Origin of the sequence: Streptomyces sp. P3, from assembly GCF_003032475.1 — a bacterium.
In the GTDB taxonomy this organism is placed as follows: Bacteria; Actinomycetota; Actinomycetes; order Streptomycetales; family Streptomycetaceae; genus Streptomyces.
The window spans coordinates 9,516,906-9,533,031 of sequence record NZ_CP028369.1 but is presented as its reverse complement, the minus strand read 5'-3'; the positions used below and the strand labels follow the sequence as shown (position 1 = coordinate 9,533,031).

The following is a 16,126-nucleotide window of genomic DNA, read 5'->3' as shown; positions in this document are numbered from 1 at the left end:
GATGAACGCGGGCGCGGTGACGGCGTGTCGCGGCACGGCGGGCCGCACCCTGCGAGTTCAGGTGCCGACGGCGGTCGGCGGCGGATCACGGGGGGCGGGCTTGGAAGGGCAGCGGCGGGCACGGGCTTCGCTGACGGAGCGGATGCGCTATCGGTTCGACAGCACACTGGCCCGCAGCACGGGCAGGCTGGTCGGGTGGCTGGCCGTCACCTGCCTCGGGATCGTCGTTCCGGCGAGCGCGGTGATGGTGTGGACGGACCCGTCCTCGCCCGCTTCGCTGGCCGGCCGGCTGGCCGCGGTGGGGCGGGTCAGCGCCGAGACCCTGCGGCTCGGCGCGGTGACCGGCGCGCCGCTGCGCATGCTGCTGTCGGTGCTGCTCGGCCTCGTGGCCCTGCTGTACGTGTCGACACTCATCGGCCTGATCACCACCGGCCTCACCGAGCGCATCGTCGAGCTGCGCAGAGGTCGCTCCACGGTGGTGGAGGCCGGCCACTCGGTCGTGCTCGGCTGGTCGGAGCAGGTGTTCACCGTGGTCGCCGAGCTGATCGCGGCGCGCGCCCACCGGCGGTGGGGCGCGGTCGTGGTACTCGCCGACCGCGACCGGACGGAGATGGAGGAAGCGCTGACGGCCGTCCTCGGGCCCGCCCGCGCCACCCGTCTGATCTGCCGCAGCGGCTCCCCGGCCGACCCCGAGGCACTGGGCACCGTCAGCCCCCGTACGGCGCACGCGGTGCTCGTCCTGCCGGGCACGTCGGCCACCGGGGACGCCGAGAGCGTCCGGACGCTGCTGGCCCTGCGCGCCGCCCTCGGGGAGAACGCGGGTCCCCGTGTCGTCGCCTGCGTCCGCGACGAGCGCTATCGCACGGCGGCCCGGCTCGCGGCGGGCGCGGGAGGCCTCGTGCTGGAGTCCGACCGCACCGCGGCCAAGCTGATCGCCCGGTCCGCACTCCATCCCGGCCTGGCTCCGGTGCTGCGGGAGCTGCTCGACTTCGACGGCGAGGAGTTCCACCTCGTCTCCGATCACGGACGCTCGGGGCGTCGCTTCGGCGACGTGCTGCTCGACTGCGTCACGGCCGCCGTGGTCGGGCTGGTGCGCCCCGACGGCACCACCCTGCTCAACCCGTCCCCGGACACCGTCATCGCCGCGGAGGACCGCATCGTCGTGGTCGCGCCGGACGACGAGGCCGTGCGGTGGGACGCGGAGGCGGTGGCCGGGGCGGAGGGGGCCGCGGGGTGGGGCGACGGCCGGGAAGCCGCGGCCCGTCCGGCGCCGGCCGAGGGCGGTGCCGAGGCGGCCGAGCCGTCGCGGTTCCTGCTGCTCGGCTGGAACCACCGAGGGCCGCACCTCGTCGAACAGCTGCGTCGCGGCGCGCGGCCGGGCTCGGTGCTGCACATCGCCACCGATCCGGCGGAACCGGTGCACCCGCCACCGCCCCTGCCGGAACCCCGCACGTATGCCGCACCCGCCGACGGGCTCGCGGTGACCTTCGGCACCGCCGACCCGACCAGCCCCACCGCGTTGCGCGCCCTGGAGCCGGGTTCCTACGACCGGATCGTCGTGCTCGGGCCGGAGCCGGATCCCCTGAGCGGCGTCGACCGGCCGGACGACCGCACGCTGGTGGTCCTGCTGATCCTCCGCTCCCTGGCGCAGGAGTCCGGACGTGCGGTGCCGGTGGTCGCCGAGCTCGCCGACGAACGCAACCGGCCGCTGGCCGCGCTCGGACCGGACTCCGAGGCGGTCGTCGGCGGGCAGCTCACCGGTCTGCTGATGGCGCAGGTCTCACAGAACGGAGAACTGGCCGACGTGTTCGAGGAACTGTTCACCGCCGGCGGCAGCTCGCTGCGGCTGCGCCCCGCGCATCGTTATGTGCCTCCGGAGCGCCCGGCGTCCTTCGCCGCGGTCGTGGCGGCCGCCCGCGAGCGTGGTGAGTGCGCGATCGGATACCGCTCCCGCGAACACGGGGGAACTCCTGCCGCCCACGGCGTCCTGCTCAATCCCCCCAAGTGGCGGACTCGGCTGTGGGGTGCGGGGGACGACGTCGTCGTGATCGTGCCGGAGGGCCGCACGGGAGACCCCCGGAGCACCGCGGCCGGTACGACGGAAGTCCACGGGGCGTCGGCGGACGTCCCGTGAATCCGGACCGCCCCGTGGCTCGCCCGGTGCGGCTCACCCCGTCAGCCCGCAGACCGGCTCGATCCGTCAGCCCGCGGGACCGGCTCGTCCGGCCGCCCGCCCGGGCCCGCTCGGACTCATCCGGGTGTGCACCCGGGCCGGCGCTGACCCGTTCGAGTGGTCCTCCTCCGCTTCCCGCCGTAGCGTCGGTAGCGCACCTCACCGGGGCGCGGCACACAGAGCCGGGCCCCGGTGCGGGCGGGCGGGAGCCACGATGCGACACACCACGAGAACAACGGTCACGCTCTGTGCGGCGCTCGGCCTCACGGCGGCCGTCGGGTCGGCCGCGGCGACTCCGTCCGCGCCACCGCCCGCGGCCCGCGCGGCCTCGGTCCGCCAGGCCACCGCGCCGGTCCTGGTCGACTGCTTCCAGCATGCCCGGGTACGGCCCGGCAGCTTCCTCCTGGCGTGCGGCGACGGCAACAGCCGGCTGGTCTCGTTGCACTGGCGCAGTTGGGGATCCGGCTCGGCCCGGGCCACCGGGGTGAACGTCGTCAACGACTGCGACCCCTACTGTGCGGCGGGCACCTTCCACCGGTACGCCGTCAGGGTCAAGCTGGACCGGCCGCAGCCGTGGAAGAAGAACCCCCGGGTACAGCACTACAGCCGGATCACCCTGACCTACCCGGGTGACCGGCCGGATCAGTTCGGACGCGTCGTGACCTACCCGCTGTGGAACTGACACCGAGTTCGCCGCGGCGGTCACCGACGTACGACGCCGGTGCGGCCGGTCAGACCGTCAGGCCGGCCGCCACCGTCGCGCCCAGTTCCCAGCAGGCCGACACCTGCGCCTTGTCCGGTTCCCCGGTGACGGTGACCGGCTCGGCCGCCCGTCGCCAGCCCAGACCCGTGGTGACGGCCTCGATGCCGCGCACCGCGCCGGTCACGTCATTGCCGCCGTGCACGTAGTAGCCGAAGGGGCGGCCCCGGGTGGCGTCGAGGCACGGATAGTAGACCTGGTCGAAGAAGTGCTTGAGCGCCCCCGACATGTAGCCGAGGTTGGCCGGGGTGCCCAGCACGAAGGCGTCGGCGGCCAGGACGTCGGAGGCGGTCGCGGCGAGGGCCGCCCGCCGTTCGACGCGTACACCCTCGATCTCGGGCGCCGTCGCGCCCGCGACCACCGCCTCGAACAACGTCTGGCAGTGCGGTGAGGGAGTGTGGTGGACGATCAACAAGGTGGGCACGGCACAAGACCCTGCCCGCTCCCCCGGCCCCGCCGCAAGCCAGGACGCGGCCGGGCCGCCCCGCCCGGTCCCCCGCCGGCCTCCCGGGACCCGCGCGCGCGTGAAGTCCCCGTACAGGGCGGGCCGGTTACGTTCGACGTCTTCCGGGCACTTTGATACGACGACTGTTCGACTGCCGAGACACGGGGGTGCGGGGTGCTCGCTCGGAGCGCGGCGACGATGTGCGCGGCCGGTGTGCTGGTCCTGGTCGGCTGCTCGCCCGGAGACGACGGGCGCAACGCGGAGCCGGCGCACACGGCGTCCGCCGTGACGTCCTCCGCCCCCTCTTCGTCCGCACCGCCCACGCCCTCCCCACCCGCACCCTCCCCGCCCGCCTCCCCGTCCCCTTCCACAACGGCTGCCGCGACCGCGCGTCCCTCGCCGGTGCCCGTCACCGGCCCGGACCAGAAGCTGGTCGTGATGACCGTCAGCGGCGGCTTCGCCGGAGTGAACCAGGAGGTCACGCTCCGAGGGGACGGAAGCGTCCGTGCCACCGACAGGGGCAGCACCGCGGTGCGCCGCACGACCGCGGCGCAGTTCACGCAGCTACGCACACTGCTCGGCGACCCCGCGCTCGACGACATCCCCGCGTTCACGAGGGACGGGGGCTCCGCCGACAGGTTCCAGTACGCCCTCCGGTTCGACGGCCGCACCATCATGACGGACCGCTCCGCCGACGAGCCCGCGCTCGACCGACTCATCGGCGCCCTGGAGAAGTGGCTGCCGAAGAACTGACTCACGCCCCGCGCTTGTCTCCCCGGCGCGCACCCGGTGGGCCTCGTCGCCGGTCAGGGCCTCGGGTCTGGCATCATCGGTTCGCATCCAAGGCCACAGGGGGACATCATGCAGCGGGCGACCGGACGAGGCGCAGCCGCCGCGGCACCACGGAGTGTGGACGTGGCCCGCCTCGCCGGCGTCTCCCAGAAGACGGTCTCGCGGGTCTTCAACGACGAGCAGTACGTCTCCGCGGAGGTGCGCCGACGCGTCCTCGAAGCCGCCGAGGAACTCGGCTACCGGCGCAACAACGCCGCCCGGGCGCTGGCCTCCGGACGGACCCGGGCCATCGGCGTGGTGACGCTGGGCACCGCCCTCTACGGTCCCGCATCCCTGCTCATGGGCGTCGAGCGGGCCGTCAGGGACGCCGGTTACGCCCTGCGCGTGGTCAACACGGTGCAAGGCGATCCCGCCGGAGTCGCGGGGGCCGTCGGCTCGCTCCTCGACCAGGGCGTCGACGGCATCGTCATCTCGGAACCGATCGACGAGCGGGGCGGCTCGGACGCCGAGGACACGCAGGGCCGGCCGGACCGCCGGGGCGCAGCGGACGAGGGGCGACGGCAGCAGGCCGGCGCCCGCCTCCGCGTCGACGTGCCGGTGCTGGTGCTCAGCGCGCCGTCGCCCGTCGACGCCCCCAGCGTGCTGACCGCGGGACACGGCGCCGACCGGATGGCCCGGGTCGCCACCGAACACCTGCTGCGGCTGGGTCATGTGACGGTCCATCATCTTGCCGGTCCGCAAGGCTGGTACGCCGCGCGGGACCGGCTGGAGGGCTGGCGGACGACGCTGAGGGCCCACGGCGCGACCGTGCCGCCGGTGATCCAGGGAGACTGGTCCGCCGCTTCAGGGTACGCGGCGGGCCGTGCGCTCGCCGCGGACGGTGACGTCACCGCGGTGTTCGCCGCCAACGACGACATGGCGATCGGCCTGATCCGCGCCCTGACCGAGGCCGGACTCCGGGTGCCGCAGGACGTCAGCGTCGTCGGCTTCGACGACATCCCGGTCGCCGCGTTCGTGACGCCTCCCCTCACCACGGTGCCGCAGCCGTTCGACGCCGTGGCGCAGGAGGGCCTCAGACGTCTCGTGCACGTCATCGAGAACCCGGACGCCCCACCCCTGCCGGCCGGCGACCCTCTGTCCGACCTCGTGGTCCGCGCCTCGACCGCGCCCCCGCCCGTGCGGCGGAGCACCGCCCGCTGACCGGTCGGGCCCTCGTCGACGTCCCGGCGACCCGTCCTGCTCGGCGTCCGGCGAACCTGAATCGCGTCAGCCGGCGGCCAGCGCCGTACGCAGCGCGGCGGCCATCAGCGCGATGGCCTCCTTCCCGGCCGGCACGGGGCCCACGTGGGTGAAGTAGTGGTCGACGTCCGCGAACACACGGTGGGTGACGGGCACCCCCGCGGCCTCCAGCGCCTTGGCATAGGCGTCGCCCTCGTCGCGGAGACGGTCGTTCTCCGCGACCACGACCAGGGCGGGCGGCAGTCCGGCGAGGTCGTCGGCCAGGCCCGGCGAGACGAGCGGGTCGGCACGATCGGCGGGATCGGGCACGTAGGCGCCGAGGAACACCCGCATGAGCCACGGGGTGAGCAGCGGCTTGGCCGTGCGGGCCGTCTTGGCCGCGGGGTCGGTGACCATGTCGAGCGGCGCGGAGTCGAGGATCTGAAGGCGCGGCGAGAAGGCGCCGCGGTCCCGGGCCGTGCGGCACACCGCGGCGGTCAGGTTGGCGCCGGCGCTGTGGCCGCCGACGGCCAGCCGGGATCCGTCCCAGCCGTGCTCCTCTCCGTTCGCGGCGACCCACGCGGTCACGTCGTAGGCCTGGGTGACGGCGGCGGGGAAGGGCCGCTGCGGAGCGACGGCGTAGTCGACGTTGATCACGACGCAGCCCGCCGTGGCGGCTATGGAGCGGCACAGATGGTCGTCCTGCTCCGCCCGCGCCACGACGAAGCCGCCGCCGTGGAAGTTGACATAGACGGGGGCGGGCGGGCCCGTGACGACCGGTGGCCGGTAGACGGTGCAGGTCACCGGCCCGGCACCGGTCTCCACCCGGAGCGTCTGCGTGTTCCTGGGCACGTCGGAGAAGCGCAGGTCCCGGTGCACGCGGGACATCACCCCGCCGAGCAGCAGTTGGACGGCCCTGGCCTGGATACGGGGGCTGAGCGGCATGGTCTGTTCCGTCCTCGCGGTGAGGAATCGACGATCGGCGCATTCGATCAACAGGATTCCTGTCAATGAGGGCTACATCCTGCACTCGGGCGGGCGAGTGCGCCACCCCCCGGGCGGCACAGGCGGCGCACCGAATCCCGGCGGCCGTCGCGACCGGGTGTCGATCGACGTCGAGCCCTCGTTCCCACCGCCCGCCACGCAACCGAACAATTTCCTTGCCCGTCCGATCGATTGCGCGCAGAGACCTCCGCGTTGCGAAGCCACTTGGGCCAGTCCCGGAGCACGTCACCCGGTAGGAGGACGACCTTCGTACGGTCGGTGCACCAGTGGAGCCGGAGGAGCCCGGACCCGCGCAACCGGCAGGAGGAGCGCCATGGCGAACGTGGAGATCTCGATGAAGGAGACGATGACCGCGATCGAGGGGGCATTGGGGGTCGCCGTCGTGGACTACACCAGCGGCATGGCACTCGGCACGCTCGGCGGAGGCAAGGATCTCGACCTGACCGTCGCCGCGGCCGGGAACACCGACGTGATCCGCGCCAAGGTGCGCACCATGGAGCACCTGGGACTCAAGGGCGAGATCGAGGACGTCCTGATCACCCTCGCGAACCAGTACCACCTCATCCGACTGCTCAAGGGCCGCGGCGGCAGCGGCCTGTTCATGTACCTGGTGCTCGACCGCGAACGGTCCAACCTGGCGATGGCCCGCCACCAGCTCAAGCGGATCGAGGCCGAGCTCGAGGTCTAGCCGGACGCCCGGACCTCACAGGCGGACGGCCGCGGTTTCGCACACCCTCGACTTGAAGATGTCTTCATCTCGACACTTCCAGATCAGCGCATCACACGGGTGTGCGGAGCCGGCAACCACCAGGATCGAGGCGCGGCACGTCGCGCGCGGCGGCGCACGGAAGGCCGGGCGACCGCCGCGTCTTCGAGACCCCACCCCACCGAACACGGCAGGGAGCGAGCGACCCATGCAGGTTCCCCTCTACCAGGCCAAGGCCGAGTTCTTCCGCATGCTCGGACATCCCGTGCGGATCAGGGTCCTCGAACTCCTGCAGGGCGGTCCCGTCGCCGTGCGGGACCTGCTCGCCGAGATCGAGATCGAACCCTCCAGTCTGTCCCAGCAGCTGGCGGTGTTGCGCCGGTCGGGGATCGTCGTGTCGATCCGGGAGGGTTCGACCGTCAGCTACGCGCTGGCGGGCGGCGACGTGGCCGAACTGCTGCGGGCCGCCCGTCGCATCCTCACCGAACTCCTGGCCGGACAGAACGAGCTGCTGGCCGAGCTGCGCCAGTCGGAGCAGCCGCTGCCGGTCCCCCACAGCCGTGCGGGGCTGCCCGTCCCGCGGAGCGGCGCCGGAAGGACGTGACGACCCCGACGGCCGGGCTTTCCTGCATGCCTTGCACGCGCCGCACGCGGTGAATGCGCCGCACGCGCCGCACGCGAAAGAGCCCAGGGCGTCCGCCTGCGGGCCGAAGGAGCCGTGCCGACCCGGAGCCCGTCGAACAGCAGCGCGGGGTTCGAACGAAACAGACCGAATCGCCAGGGCCCGCCACCCCTTCCGCCACGTAGAAATATCTACAAGCATGCATGGGCCGGGCGGCACGCGGTCGCCGGTGGAGTCGTACGGAGCCGACATGAGCGATGCGATGCCGACATGATCGACGCGATGTGGATGCGCGGCGTGGAGTGGCTCGCCGCCGCCGCGACGGATCCACGGTCGTGCAAGCGGGAATGGGACCAGGGCGACGGGATCACCCTGCTGGAAGCGGGCCGGTACTGGGACGTGCTGAGCGTGCCCGACCGGCTGGGACTGCTGACCCTGGACCTGTTGTGGCAGGCATCGCGGCCCACCCCGGGGCCCACGCTCGTCGACACGGCCGCCCACCGCGTGGGCTTCTTCCTGCCGCCCGACCCCGGCAGCCGCTGGATCGGCGCCGGACTGCGGCACGCCGGCCGGGGCTCCTGGGTCGCGGTGCCGCCGCCCTACCGGGCCGCCCGGTTCCTGGAGTGGCTGGTCCCGCCGGACGGAAGCGGTGCGCTGCACACGCCGGCCACCCTGGAACTGGCGCTGCGCCAGGCCAACGGCACTCTGGCCGTGCTTCAGCCGGTGTGCGGGCCGTAGCACGCCATGTCCGCGGCGTCCCGGCGTCGCCCCGTCACGGACGCCGTCGGATGCGGGCCGAGGCCACCCACCGCACGGCTGAACCGGCGGGCACGATGCGGCCTCACGCCCGCCACTCCGCCACGAGACGGGATGGACCGGCACACGGCAGCGGGGGGCCTCCCGCGGACTGCGCGGGAAGGGGAACGGACGGGCGGTCGGCGTGCGATGCCGCAGGCGGGGTTCGCCCACGCCGGGGCAACGCGGAGGGCACGCCGGTGGTACGCGCGGCGCGGGTGCCGTGCGCTCACGGGTCGGGGGAGCGCGGCCGCCGTTCGGGCCCGCCCGGCGTCCGGCCCGCGCCCGTCCCCTGGGACCTTGCGGCGCTGCCGTACGACCGCTGCGCTGGGGGTCAACTCCACCACGACGTACGGCAATTCCGACAGTCGACGCAGAAGCGAACAGATGCCGGGCACTTTGGGCGCGAAGTCTCGCTCAACCGTGCGGGATCGATCAATGACGGTGTGTACTGTGCTGCGAGTGTCCGTTCGAGCCTCGAACGCACCCATGCCCGCAACCGACGACGCCCGACCCCCCACTGGACCGAATCGATGATCGAATTGCCGGACCTGGTGACCGGCGGCCTGGCCGCCGGCACACTGTCCGCGCTCGCCCTGGCCGGCGGCCTGCTGCGCGCACGACGGCGGCAGACCCGGCAGCGCGCGGAGATCGCCGCGCTGCGCACCCAACTCGACGGCTCCCTCAAGGCGTTCACGGCGGAGGTGGAGCACCTGGCCGGCCGCCGGGTGCCCGCCGCCGCCCGCCGGGTCGCCCATCCGCACGTCACCGTGCCGGGCCCGCTCCAGCCGCTCACCGTCGGCACTCCCCTGGGCATCGCCCTGGAGAACGTGGTGCTGGCGCTGCAGGCCGAGACGGCCGCCCAGCGCACGTCCGTCGACGCCGCGGCACAGGCCGGGATGCGCGGCGCCGTGCGGGAGATCCAGGCGGCCCTGTACCGGCTGCAGGACGCCTTGCGCGGACTTCAACAACGCTACGACGAACCGGAGTTGGCACAGACTCTGTTCCGTCTCGACCACGAGAACGAGCAGTCGCTGCGGCGCGCGCAGGTCACCGCCGTGGTGTGCGGCGCCTGGGTCGGGCTGGCCCGCGAGGAGTCCCACCTGGTGGACGCGGTGACCGGCGGCAAGGCCCGGCTCGCCGGCTACCACCGGGTCCAGGTCCACAACCACCTGGAGCCCGGCACCGCCCTGGTCTCGCACGCCGTCGAGCCGGTCGCCATCATCGTCGCCGAGCTGCTCGACAACGCTCTGCGGCACTCCGCCCCGGACACCGACGTCGTCGTCAGCCTGGAGCACGTGCACCACGGTGTGTGCGTCACCATCGACGACGCGGGCCTCGGCATGACCCTGGACGAACGCGACCGCGCCCAGCGGCTGGTGGCAGGCGACGATCCGATCCTGCTGACCGAGCTCGGGGACCCGCCCCGCATGGGACTGGCCGCGATAGGCCGGCTGACCCGCCAGTTCGACCTGGGCGTGGACGTCTCCTCGACCTCCCCGTACGGCGGTGTGCGGGCGGTGCTGCGGGTCCAGACCCACCTCCTGAGCCATCTCGACCCGGCCGACCGGCCGCCTGCCGCGAGCGCGCCGCGCACGACGCGCACCGCGCGCAAGGCCCTCCCCGATCCTCCCGGCCCCTCGCACGCGTACGGCGCCGAGACCGGCACGCCGGAGCCGGTGCCGGGACACCGCGAGCCGCGGGACGAGGACGACGGCCTGCCGCAGCGCAGACGCCGCGCCCGGCCCACAGCGCCGGCACCGACGCGGCGACAGACGCCGGCCCGGGCCCCGGAGCGTCGTCCGGCGCGCAGCCCGGAGGAGGCCGCCGCCGCGCTCGGCGCGCTGCAGTCCGGCACGGCGGCGGCCCGCGCCGACGCCGCGAACACCGGTGCGGGCGCCTCGGGGGACGCGCCCGCCGACCACGACGACCAGACCGACGACGAAAAGGGAGCGGCCCGATGACCAGCCGCAACACGGGTGACACGGCATGGGTGCTGGAACCGATCCTGCAGGTGCCGCACGTGGTGGCCGCCGTCATGCTGACCCGGGACGGGCTCGTGACCGGGTACACCGACGCGCTGTCCCAGCCGTCGGCCGAGCGGGTGGCCGCCATCACCAGCACCGTGCAGGGCGCGTGCCGGACCGCGGCGGCCGCGTTCGCCGACCGTGAGACGGCCGACGTACGGCAGATCGTCATCGAGTCGGATCACGGATACGTGCTGATCGTGCCGACCGACCACGGCACCTGTGTGGCCGCCTACGGCGACGGCGAGGTGCGGCTGGACCTGCTGGCGCACCGGGTGCACTCCCAGGTGGCACGGCTGGGCGAGAAGGCGATGACAGCCCCGTCCCGAGGAGCCGACGACAACCCGCCGACATGACCGGCCGCCCGGCCGGGCGCCCTCTGGTACCCGCGTATCTGTCGACCGGCGGTGTGGCCCGGCCCAGCCGCCCCCACCTGGAGCGGCTGTCGGTGCTCGCCCGCACCGACGCACCGCTGCCCGCCGGGCTCCCCGCCGCCGAACTCGCCCTGCTGGACATCCTGGAGGACGGTTCCCTGGCGGTGGTGGAGGCGGCGGCGCTGCTCAGACTGCCGTTCTCCGCGGTGCGGGTGCTGGCGGCCGGTCTCGTCGACCGGGACCTGGTCCTCGCCCGGCCGCCGATACCGCCCGCCGAACGGTTCGACCCCGACCTCCTGAAGAGAGTGGCCGATGGCCTCCGCGCCCTCAAACACCGCGCCTAGCGCCGGCGGACCCGGCGCCGTCCACCTGCCCGACACCGCCCGCGACCTGGTGAAGATCCTGGTGGCGGGGCCGTTCGGCGTGGGCAAGACGACCCTGATCGACTCGGTCTCCGAGATCCGCCCGTTGCACACCGAGGAGCCTCTCTCCGAGGCGTCCGCGCAGGTGGACGACCTGGCGGGGGTGCGGGAGAAGGCGACGACCACCGTCGCCATCGACTTCGGCCGGATCAGCCTGCCCGGCGACGTCGTGCTGTACCTGTTCGGCACGCCCGGACAGGAGCGCTTCCGCAGCCTGTGGGACGACATCGCCTACGGGGCGCTGGGGGCGCTCGTACTCGTCGACAGCCGCCGGATGGACGCCTCCTTCGACGTGCTGGGGCTGGTGGAGGAGAGCGGACTGCCGTACGCGGTCGCCTTCAACGCCTTCCCCGACGCGCCCCGCCACCACGGCGAGGAGCGGCTGCGCCGGGCGCTGGACCTGGAGCCCACGACACCGCTGGTCACCTGCGACGCCCGGGACGCCGGCTCCTCGATCGACGCGCTGCTCGCGCTCGTGGACCATCTGATCGGCCGTGACCCCGAGGAGGCCCGGTGACCGCCCCCGCCCCGGACGGGTCCGACTTCGCCCGCTCCGTGCCCGTGCGGCTGTGGGAGGACGGCTTCGCGCCCGATCCGCAGCGCTACTACGCCGCGCTCCGCGCGCAGGGGCCGGTCGGCTGGGCCGAGTTGGCGCCGGGGATACCGGCGTACGTGGTCACCGACCGGCGGGCGGCGCTGGACGTCCTGCACGACCAGGAGACCTTCTCGCACGACCCCCGGGCGTGGGAGGCGACGGTCCCCGCCGACTCGCCGGTGCTGGGCATGATGCGGTGGCGGCCCAACGCCCTGTTCGCCGACGGCCCCGCGCACCTGCGCTACCGGGCCGCTCTCATCGACGTCTTCGACCTGGTGGAACCGCACGACCTGCGCGGGCGGGTGCACCGGGCGGTGCGCCTGCTGGCCGAGCGCATGGGCCCGCGCGGCGAGGCCGACCTCGTGGCGGACTTCGCGCGCCCGCTGCTGGCGCTGGTGCTCAACGACCTGTTCGGGCTGCCGGACAGCCAGGGCGAACGGCTCAACGAGGGCCTGGGCAAGATGATGGAGGGCGGTGCGCAGGCCGCCGAGGGCGAGGCGCAGTTCGCCCGGTACGTGCTGGAACTCATCGCGGCCAAGGCCGAGAAGCCCGGCGACGACCTGCCCAGCCGGCTGCTGGAGCACCCGGCCGGCCTGACCGTCGAGGAGGTCACCTGGCAGGTGTTCCTCACTCTCGGCGCGGGGTACGAGCCGACCGCCAACCTGCTCTCCAACACGCTGTCGCGGGTGCTGGGCAACCCGGCGTACTACTCCACGCTCACCAGCGGCGCCCGGCCGGTCATGGACGCGGTGGTGGAGGTGCTGCACAACGAGACGCCGCTGGCGAACTACGGCATCTACTACGCGCGCAGGCCGGTGGCCTTCCACGGGGTGTGGGTGCGCGACGCGGTGCCGGTGGTGGTGTCGTACGGGGCGCTGGGACTCCCGAACGGCGCGGACGGCGCTCCGGCCGGTGGGCGGACGGCGTCCGAGGGCCGGCATCCGCACGACGCCTCGCACCTGTCGTGGGGCGCCGGACCGCACGCCTGCCCGGTCAGGCAGCACACCCTGCTGCTCGTCACCGAGGCGATCGAGCGGCTCACCCAGTGGCTGCCGGACCTCGATCCCGTCGTGCCCCGTCACCGGCTCACCTGGCGGCCGGGGCCGTTCCACCGGTCGCTGACGGCGCTGCCCGTGCGCTTCAGCCCCCGCTCCCCCGCTTACGACCCCTCAGGAGTCCGTTCGTGACCGTGACCGACCGCATCGTCCTCGACCCGTTCGGCACCGACGTGCACGCCGAGAGCGCCCGGCTGCGCGCCCTCGGCCCGATCGTGCCCGTCGAGCTGCCCGGCGGCATCCCCGCCTGGGCGCCCACCGGGTACGACACCCTCAAGGCCCTGATCCTGGACCCCCAGGTCAGCAAGGACCCGCGGCGGCACTGGCGGCAGTGGCCGGAACTGGGCGAGCACCCGTCCTGGGGCTGGATCCTGGGCTGGGTCGGCGTCGTCAACATGCTCTCCACGTACGGCGCCGACCACACCCGGCTGCGCAAGCTGGTGGCGCCGAGCTTCACCCACCGGCGCACCGAGTCGCTGCGTGAGCGGGTGGAGGCGATCACCGGGGAGCTGCTCGACACGCTGGAGGAGCGCGCCGGGAACGGCGTCGCCGTCGATCTGAGGGCCGAGTTCGCGCATCCGCTGCCGATGCGGATCATCTGCGAACTCTTCGGTGTGCCCGAGGAGTTGCGGGGCGCCACCGGACGGCTCATCGCGGCGATCATGGACACCTCCGATCCGAGCCCGGAGCACGCGGCGTTCGTGCAGGAGCAGATCGGCACGGTGCTGGGCTCGCTCATCGCCCACAAGAGCGAGCACCCCGGCGACGACATGACGACCGAGCTGATCCGGGTGCGCGACGAGGGCGGCGACCGGCTCAGCGACGAGGAGCTGCTGTACACGCTGCTCCTCGTCATCGGTGCCGGCTTCGAGACGACGGTGAACCTCATCGGCAACGCGGTGGTGGCGCTGCTGCGCCGGCCGGAGCAGCTGGCGGCGGTTCGGCGCGGCGAGATCGGCTGGGACGCCGTGGTGGACGAGACCCTGCGGCTGTACCCGTCGATCGCCACGCTGCCGCTGCGGTTCGCCGTCAGTGACCTGAAGGTGGGCGACGTGACGATCCCGGCCGGGGACGCCATCATCACGACGTATGCGGCGGCCAATGTGGACCCGGTCCGGTACGGGCCGGACGCGGAGACGTTCGACGCGGCGCGCGCGGCGGACGACCATCTGGCCTTCGGCATCGGGGTGCACCGGTGCATCGGCTCCCCGCTGGCCCGGATGGAGGCGCTGACGGCGCTGCCCGCGCTCTTCGACCGGTTCCCCGGACTGCGACTGGAGGAGGCGGAAGGGGAGATCCGGCAGGTGCCGTCGTTCATCGCGAGCGGCTGGCAGGAGATCCCGGTCCGGCTGCGGGGCTGACACCGCTGCGGGGTGCGACCGGTCCCCCGTTCCGGTCGTACCCCCGCGGCTCCTGAGAAAATACGGGGCGGCGCGCGGCTTGGGAATCGTGCCGATGCCCGCTCCCGGGGCCGAAGGACTCACCTGTGCACAGGTGAGTCCGGATGGCCCGATTCCGCCGGGTGGCCGCTTCCGTACAGGTCGGGCTGGTCGAGGTCGCCTGCCGCGACATGGGCGAGGACGACCTCGTAGAGGTCGCTGCCCGCGGCGAGCAGCTGGCGTTCGAGGACGGGTTCGGCGCTGCGGACGTGCTCGCGGACGGTCTGCGCGTGGACACCCAGCAGATGGGCGGCCCGCTCGGCGTTGCCGCCGGCCGCGATCCAGGCCCGCAGGGTGCCGCGCAGGTCGCGGCCGTCGGTGTCGAGGCGGGCCAGCAGCTCCAGCGCCCAGGTGCGCAGCGCGGGCCCGGTGAGCAGTTCGCCGAGCTGCACCGGGCCCGCCGGAGCGCCCGCGGGGTCCTCGGCGATGCCGAACTGGTGGTGCAGGGCGAGGTGGACGATGGCCCGGACGGTGAGGTCGGAGAGGTCGGCGCGCAGCAGGTTCTCGACGCGCTCCATGCGGGCGCGGACCGTGTTGCGGCTGACACCGAGCACCTTGGCCGCGTTGACGGCCGTGAATTCCAGGCCCAGCCGGGTGGTGGCGAGGAGTTCCGCGCGGGTGTGGTGCGGCAGGGTGTCCAGGGGGCGCAGCAGGCGGGTCGTCCAGGTGCGCAGCCCGTCGGGGTCCATCAGGCGCTCTGGGCGGGTGCGCTCGGCGTAGGCGGCCGTCCTGTCGGGCCGGAAGCGGGCCACGGCCAGGGCGCTGACGGCCTGTCCGTAGGCGGTGGCGGTACGGGCGAGGCTCTGCCGGACGCTGGCGCCGAGGAACGCCCCGGGGCGGCCGCCGCACAGCGCGCGCAGCTCGGACCCGGCGGCGTCGTCCGGGACGACGACGATCACATGCCCGTCCATGGCGGGGCAGCGTACGACGAGGGTTTCCTCGTGGGTCGCCGCGAGACAGGCCGCGGCCAGGCCGTCGCGCTCTTCGGGGGTGCTCTCGAGGACGTACACGCAGGCGGTGTCGGTGTCGAGGAGGCGGGGCCACAGACCGGCGGCGACCCGGCGGGCGGCGACGACGTCCTCGACCATGAGCAGTTGCAGGATGGCCAGCCGGAGGGCGGCGGTGGCGCGGGCCAGACGGTGTCCGGTGGCCGCGGTCTCCCGCGCCCGCAACAGGAGTTCGAGGACGCCGACGGTGTGCGCGACGATGTCGGAGGCGCGCCGGTCGAAGGGAGTCGTCCGGCTCACCGCGAGCACTCCGAACGCGGCGGGCTCCGGGAGTTCGACCCGGATCAGGCGCACGTGACGGCCCTCGCCCTCCCAGGCGGCGGAGGCGAGGCGGCCGTGCGTGATGCCGGCCGCCAGGGTCTCGTCGACGGGGGTGTGCCGTCCCGCGACCAGGACGCCGTCGCCGTCACGCAGGGAGACGGAGGCCTCGACGGTCCCCGACAGCCACTCGACGAGCCTCGGGACATCGCGTCCGGTGGGGCGCACATGGTCGAGGAGGGTTTGCGCCCACGCCGGTCCGGCGTCGTCCGGCGCGCCGGAGCGGAGGTCGTCGTCGTCCCGGCCGGCCATGTCGGCGCTCTCCTCGTCCTTCACGGCCCGCGCGGGCCGAACCAGCCATATCGGTCAGGGACGTTACCTCACGGGCGCCGAACGGGCGGCGCGGGGACGGCACCGCACGGATCCGGGCGCG

16 protein-coding genes are annotated in these 16,126 nt (G+C 73.8%); 13 read left to right on the top strand and 3 right to left on the bottom strand.

Features of this window, described 5'->3' with window-relative positions; translation table 11 throughout:
• The first annotated feature begins 142 nt into the window (after positions 1-142).
• Together C6376_RS42280 and C6376_RS42275 are read left to right on the top strand one after the other, a co-directional pair.
• Positions 143-2,134 (top strand): NAD-binding lipoprotein, encoded by a 1,992-nt coding sequence (locus C6376_RS42280; protein WP_107448477.1) that lies wholly within the window; start codon positions 143-145, stop codon positions 2,132-2,134.
• Positions 2,135-2,387: 253 nt separating this feature from the next.
• Positions 2,388-2,855, top strand: a complete 468-nt coding sequence (locus tag C6376_RS42275; protein ID WP_107448476.1) for a hypothetical protein — start codon at positions 2,388-2,390, stop codon at positions 2,853-2,855.
• A 49-nt stretch (positions 2,856-2,904) separates the two neighbouring features.
• Here the strand turns inward: C6376_RS42275 and C6376_RS42270 are convergent, their stop codons facing one another.
• On the bottom strand, positions 2,905-3,357 hold the full coding sequence (locus C6376_RS42270) for a flavodoxin family protein (protein ID WP_107448475.1): 453 nt from the start codon (positions 3,355-3,357) through the stop codon (positions 2,905-2,907).
• Positions 3,358-3,552: 195 nt separating this feature from the next.
• Between C6376_RS42270 and C6376_RS42265 the strand changes: the two genes are divergently transcribed.
• Positions 3,553-4,131 (top strand): hypothetical protein, encoded by a 579-nt coding sequence (locus tag C6376_RS42265; protein WP_173985836.1) that lies wholly within the window; start codon positions 3,553-3,555, stop codon positions 4,129-4,131.
• Between the two features lie 156 nt (positions 4,132-4,287).
• Positions 4,288-5,370, top strand: coding sequence for a LacI family DNA-binding transcriptional regulator (locus C6376_RS42260; protein WP_254076460.1), 1,083 nt, complete (start codon positions 4,288-4,290; stop codon positions 5,368-5,370).
• 66 nt (positions 5,371-5,436) lie between these two features.
• Here C6376_RS42260 and C6376_RS42255 read toward each other — a convergent pair whose 3' ends face one another.
• Positions 5,437-6,333, bottom strand: a complete 897-nt coding sequence (locus C6376_RS42255) for an alpha/beta hydrolase (RefSeq protein ID WP_107448472.1) — start codon at positions 6,331-6,333, stop codon at positions 5,437-5,439.
• A gap of 373 nt (positions 6,334-6,706) precedes the next feature.
• Between C6376_RS42255 and C6376_RS42250 the strand changes: the two genes are divergently transcribed.
• The 9 genes from C6376_RS42250 (at position 6,707) to C6376_RS42210 (ending at position 14,350) form a co-directional block, all read left to right on the top strand.
• Entirely contained in the window at positions 6,707-7,081 is a 375-nt protein-coding gene (locus C6376_RS42250; protein WP_107448471.1) for a hypothetical protein, read from the top strand.
• A gap of 226 nt (positions 7,082-7,307) precedes the next feature.
• Entirely contained in the window at positions 7,308-7,703 is a 396-nt protein-coding gene (locus tag C6376_RS42245) for a helix-turn-helix transcriptional regulator (RefSeq protein WP_107448470.1), read from the top strand.
• A gap of 288 nt (positions 7,704-7,991) precedes the next feature.
• Complete coding sequence (locus C6376_RS42240) at positions 7,992-8,459, top strand: hypothetical protein (RefSeq protein WP_107448469.1); 468 nt, start codon at positions 7,992-7,994, stop codon at positions 8,457-8,459.
• Between the two features lie 590 nt (positions 8,460-9,049).
• On the top strand, positions 9,050-10,480 hold the full coding sequence (locus C6376_RS42235; protein WP_254076295.1) for an ATP-binding protein: 1,431 nt from the start codon (positions 9,050-9,052) through the stop codon (positions 10,478-10,480).
• Positions 10,477-10,899 carry a roadblock/LC7 domain-containing protein gene (locus C6376_RS42230; protein WP_107448468.1) on the top strand — a complete coding sequence of 141 codons (423 nt, stop codon included), beginning with the start codon at positions 10,477-10,479 and terminating at the stop codon, positions 10,897-10,899. The genes C6376_RS42235 and C6376_RS42230 overlap by 4 nt, the downstream gene beginning before the upstream one ends.
• Entirely contained in the window at positions 10,896-11,261 is a 366-nt protein-coding gene (locus C6376_RS42225; protein ID WP_107448467.1) for a DUF742 domain-containing protein, read from the top strand. The genes C6376_RS42230 and C6376_RS42225 overlap by 4 nt, the downstream gene beginning before the upstream one ends.
• Complete coding sequence (locus C6376_RS42220; protein WP_107448466.1) at positions 11,230-11,856, top strand: ATP/GTP-binding protein; 627 nt, start codon at positions 11,230-11,232, stop codon at positions 11,854-11,856. Before C6376_RS42225 ends, C6376_RS42220 begins: the two co-directional genes overlap by 32 nt.
• Positions 11,853-13,121 (top strand): cytochrome P450, encoded by a 1,269-nt coding sequence (locus C6376_RS42215; protein WP_107448465.1) that lies wholly within the window; start codon positions 11,853-11,855, stop codon positions 13,119-13,121. The genes C6376_RS42220 and C6376_RS42215 overlap by 4 nt, the downstream gene beginning before the upstream one ends.
• Positions 13,118-14,350, top strand: coding sequence for a cytochrome P450 (locus tag C6376_RS42210; protein ID WP_107448464.1), 1,233 nt, complete (start codon positions 13,118-13,120; stop codon positions 14,348-14,350). The genes C6376_RS42215 and C6376_RS42210 overlap by 4 nt, the downstream gene beginning before the upstream one ends.
• A 119-nt stretch (positions 14,351-14,469) precedes the next feature.
• On the opposite strand, the gene C6376_RS42205 is transcribed toward C6376_RS42210, so the two are convergent.
• The gene (locus C6376_RS42205; protein ID WP_107449493.1) at positions 14,470-16,005 is read right to left on the bottom strand and encodes a helix-turn-helix domain-containing protein; all 1,536 of its coding nucleotides are present in this window, start codon (positions 16,003-16,005) and stop codon (positions 14,470-14,472) included.
• Positions 16,006-16,126 lie beyond the last annotated feature (121 nt).

Excerpts from the sequence above, each read along its gene's own strand:
- C6376_RS42280 (WP_107448477.1), top strand. The coding sequence starts at position 143 with ATGCGCTATCGGTTCGACAGCACACTGGCCCGCAGCACGGGCAGGCTG.
- C6376_RS42275 (WP_107448476.1), top strand. The coding sequence starts at position 2,388 with ATGCGACACACCACGAGAACAACGGTCACGCTCTGTGCGGCGCTCGGC.
- C6376_RS42255 (WP_107448472.1), bottom strand. The coding sequence starts at position 6,333 with ATGCCGCTCAGCCCCCGTATCCAGGCCAGGGCCGTCCAACTGCTGCTC.
- C6376_RS42250 (WP_107448471.1), top strand. The coding sequence starts at position 6,707 with ATGGCGAACGTGGAGATCTCGATGAAGGAGACGATGACCGCGATCGAG.
- C6376_RS42245 (WP_107448470.1), top strand. The coding sequence starts at position 7,308 with ATGCAGGTTCCCCTCTACCAGGCCAAGGCCGAGTTCTTCCGCATGCTC.
- C6376_RS42240 (WP_107448469.1), top strand. The coding sequence starts at position 7,992 with ATGATCGACGCGATGTGGATGCGCGGCGTGGAGTGGCTCGCCGCCGCC.
- C6376_RS42235 (WP_254076295.1), top strand. The coding sequence starts at position 9,050 with ATGATCGAATTGCCGGACCTGGTGACCGGCGGCCTGGCCGCCGGCACA.
- C6376_RS42230 (WP_107448468.1), top strand. The coding sequence starts at position 10,477 with ATGACCAGCCGCAACACGGGTGACACGGCATGGGTGCTGGAACCGATC.
- C6376_RS42225 (WP_107448467.1), top strand. The coding sequence starts at position 10,896 with ATGACCGGCCGCCCGGCCGGGCGCCCTCTGGTACCCGCGTATCTGTCG.
- C6376_RS42220 (WP_107448466.1), top strand. The coding sequence starts at position 11,230 with ATGGCCTCCGCGCCCTCAAACACCGCGCCTAGCGCCGGCGGACCCGGC.
- C6376_RS42205 (WP_107449493.1), bottom strand. The coding sequence starts at position 16,005 with ATGGCCGGCCGGGACGACGACGACCTCCGCTCCGGCGCGCCGGACGAC.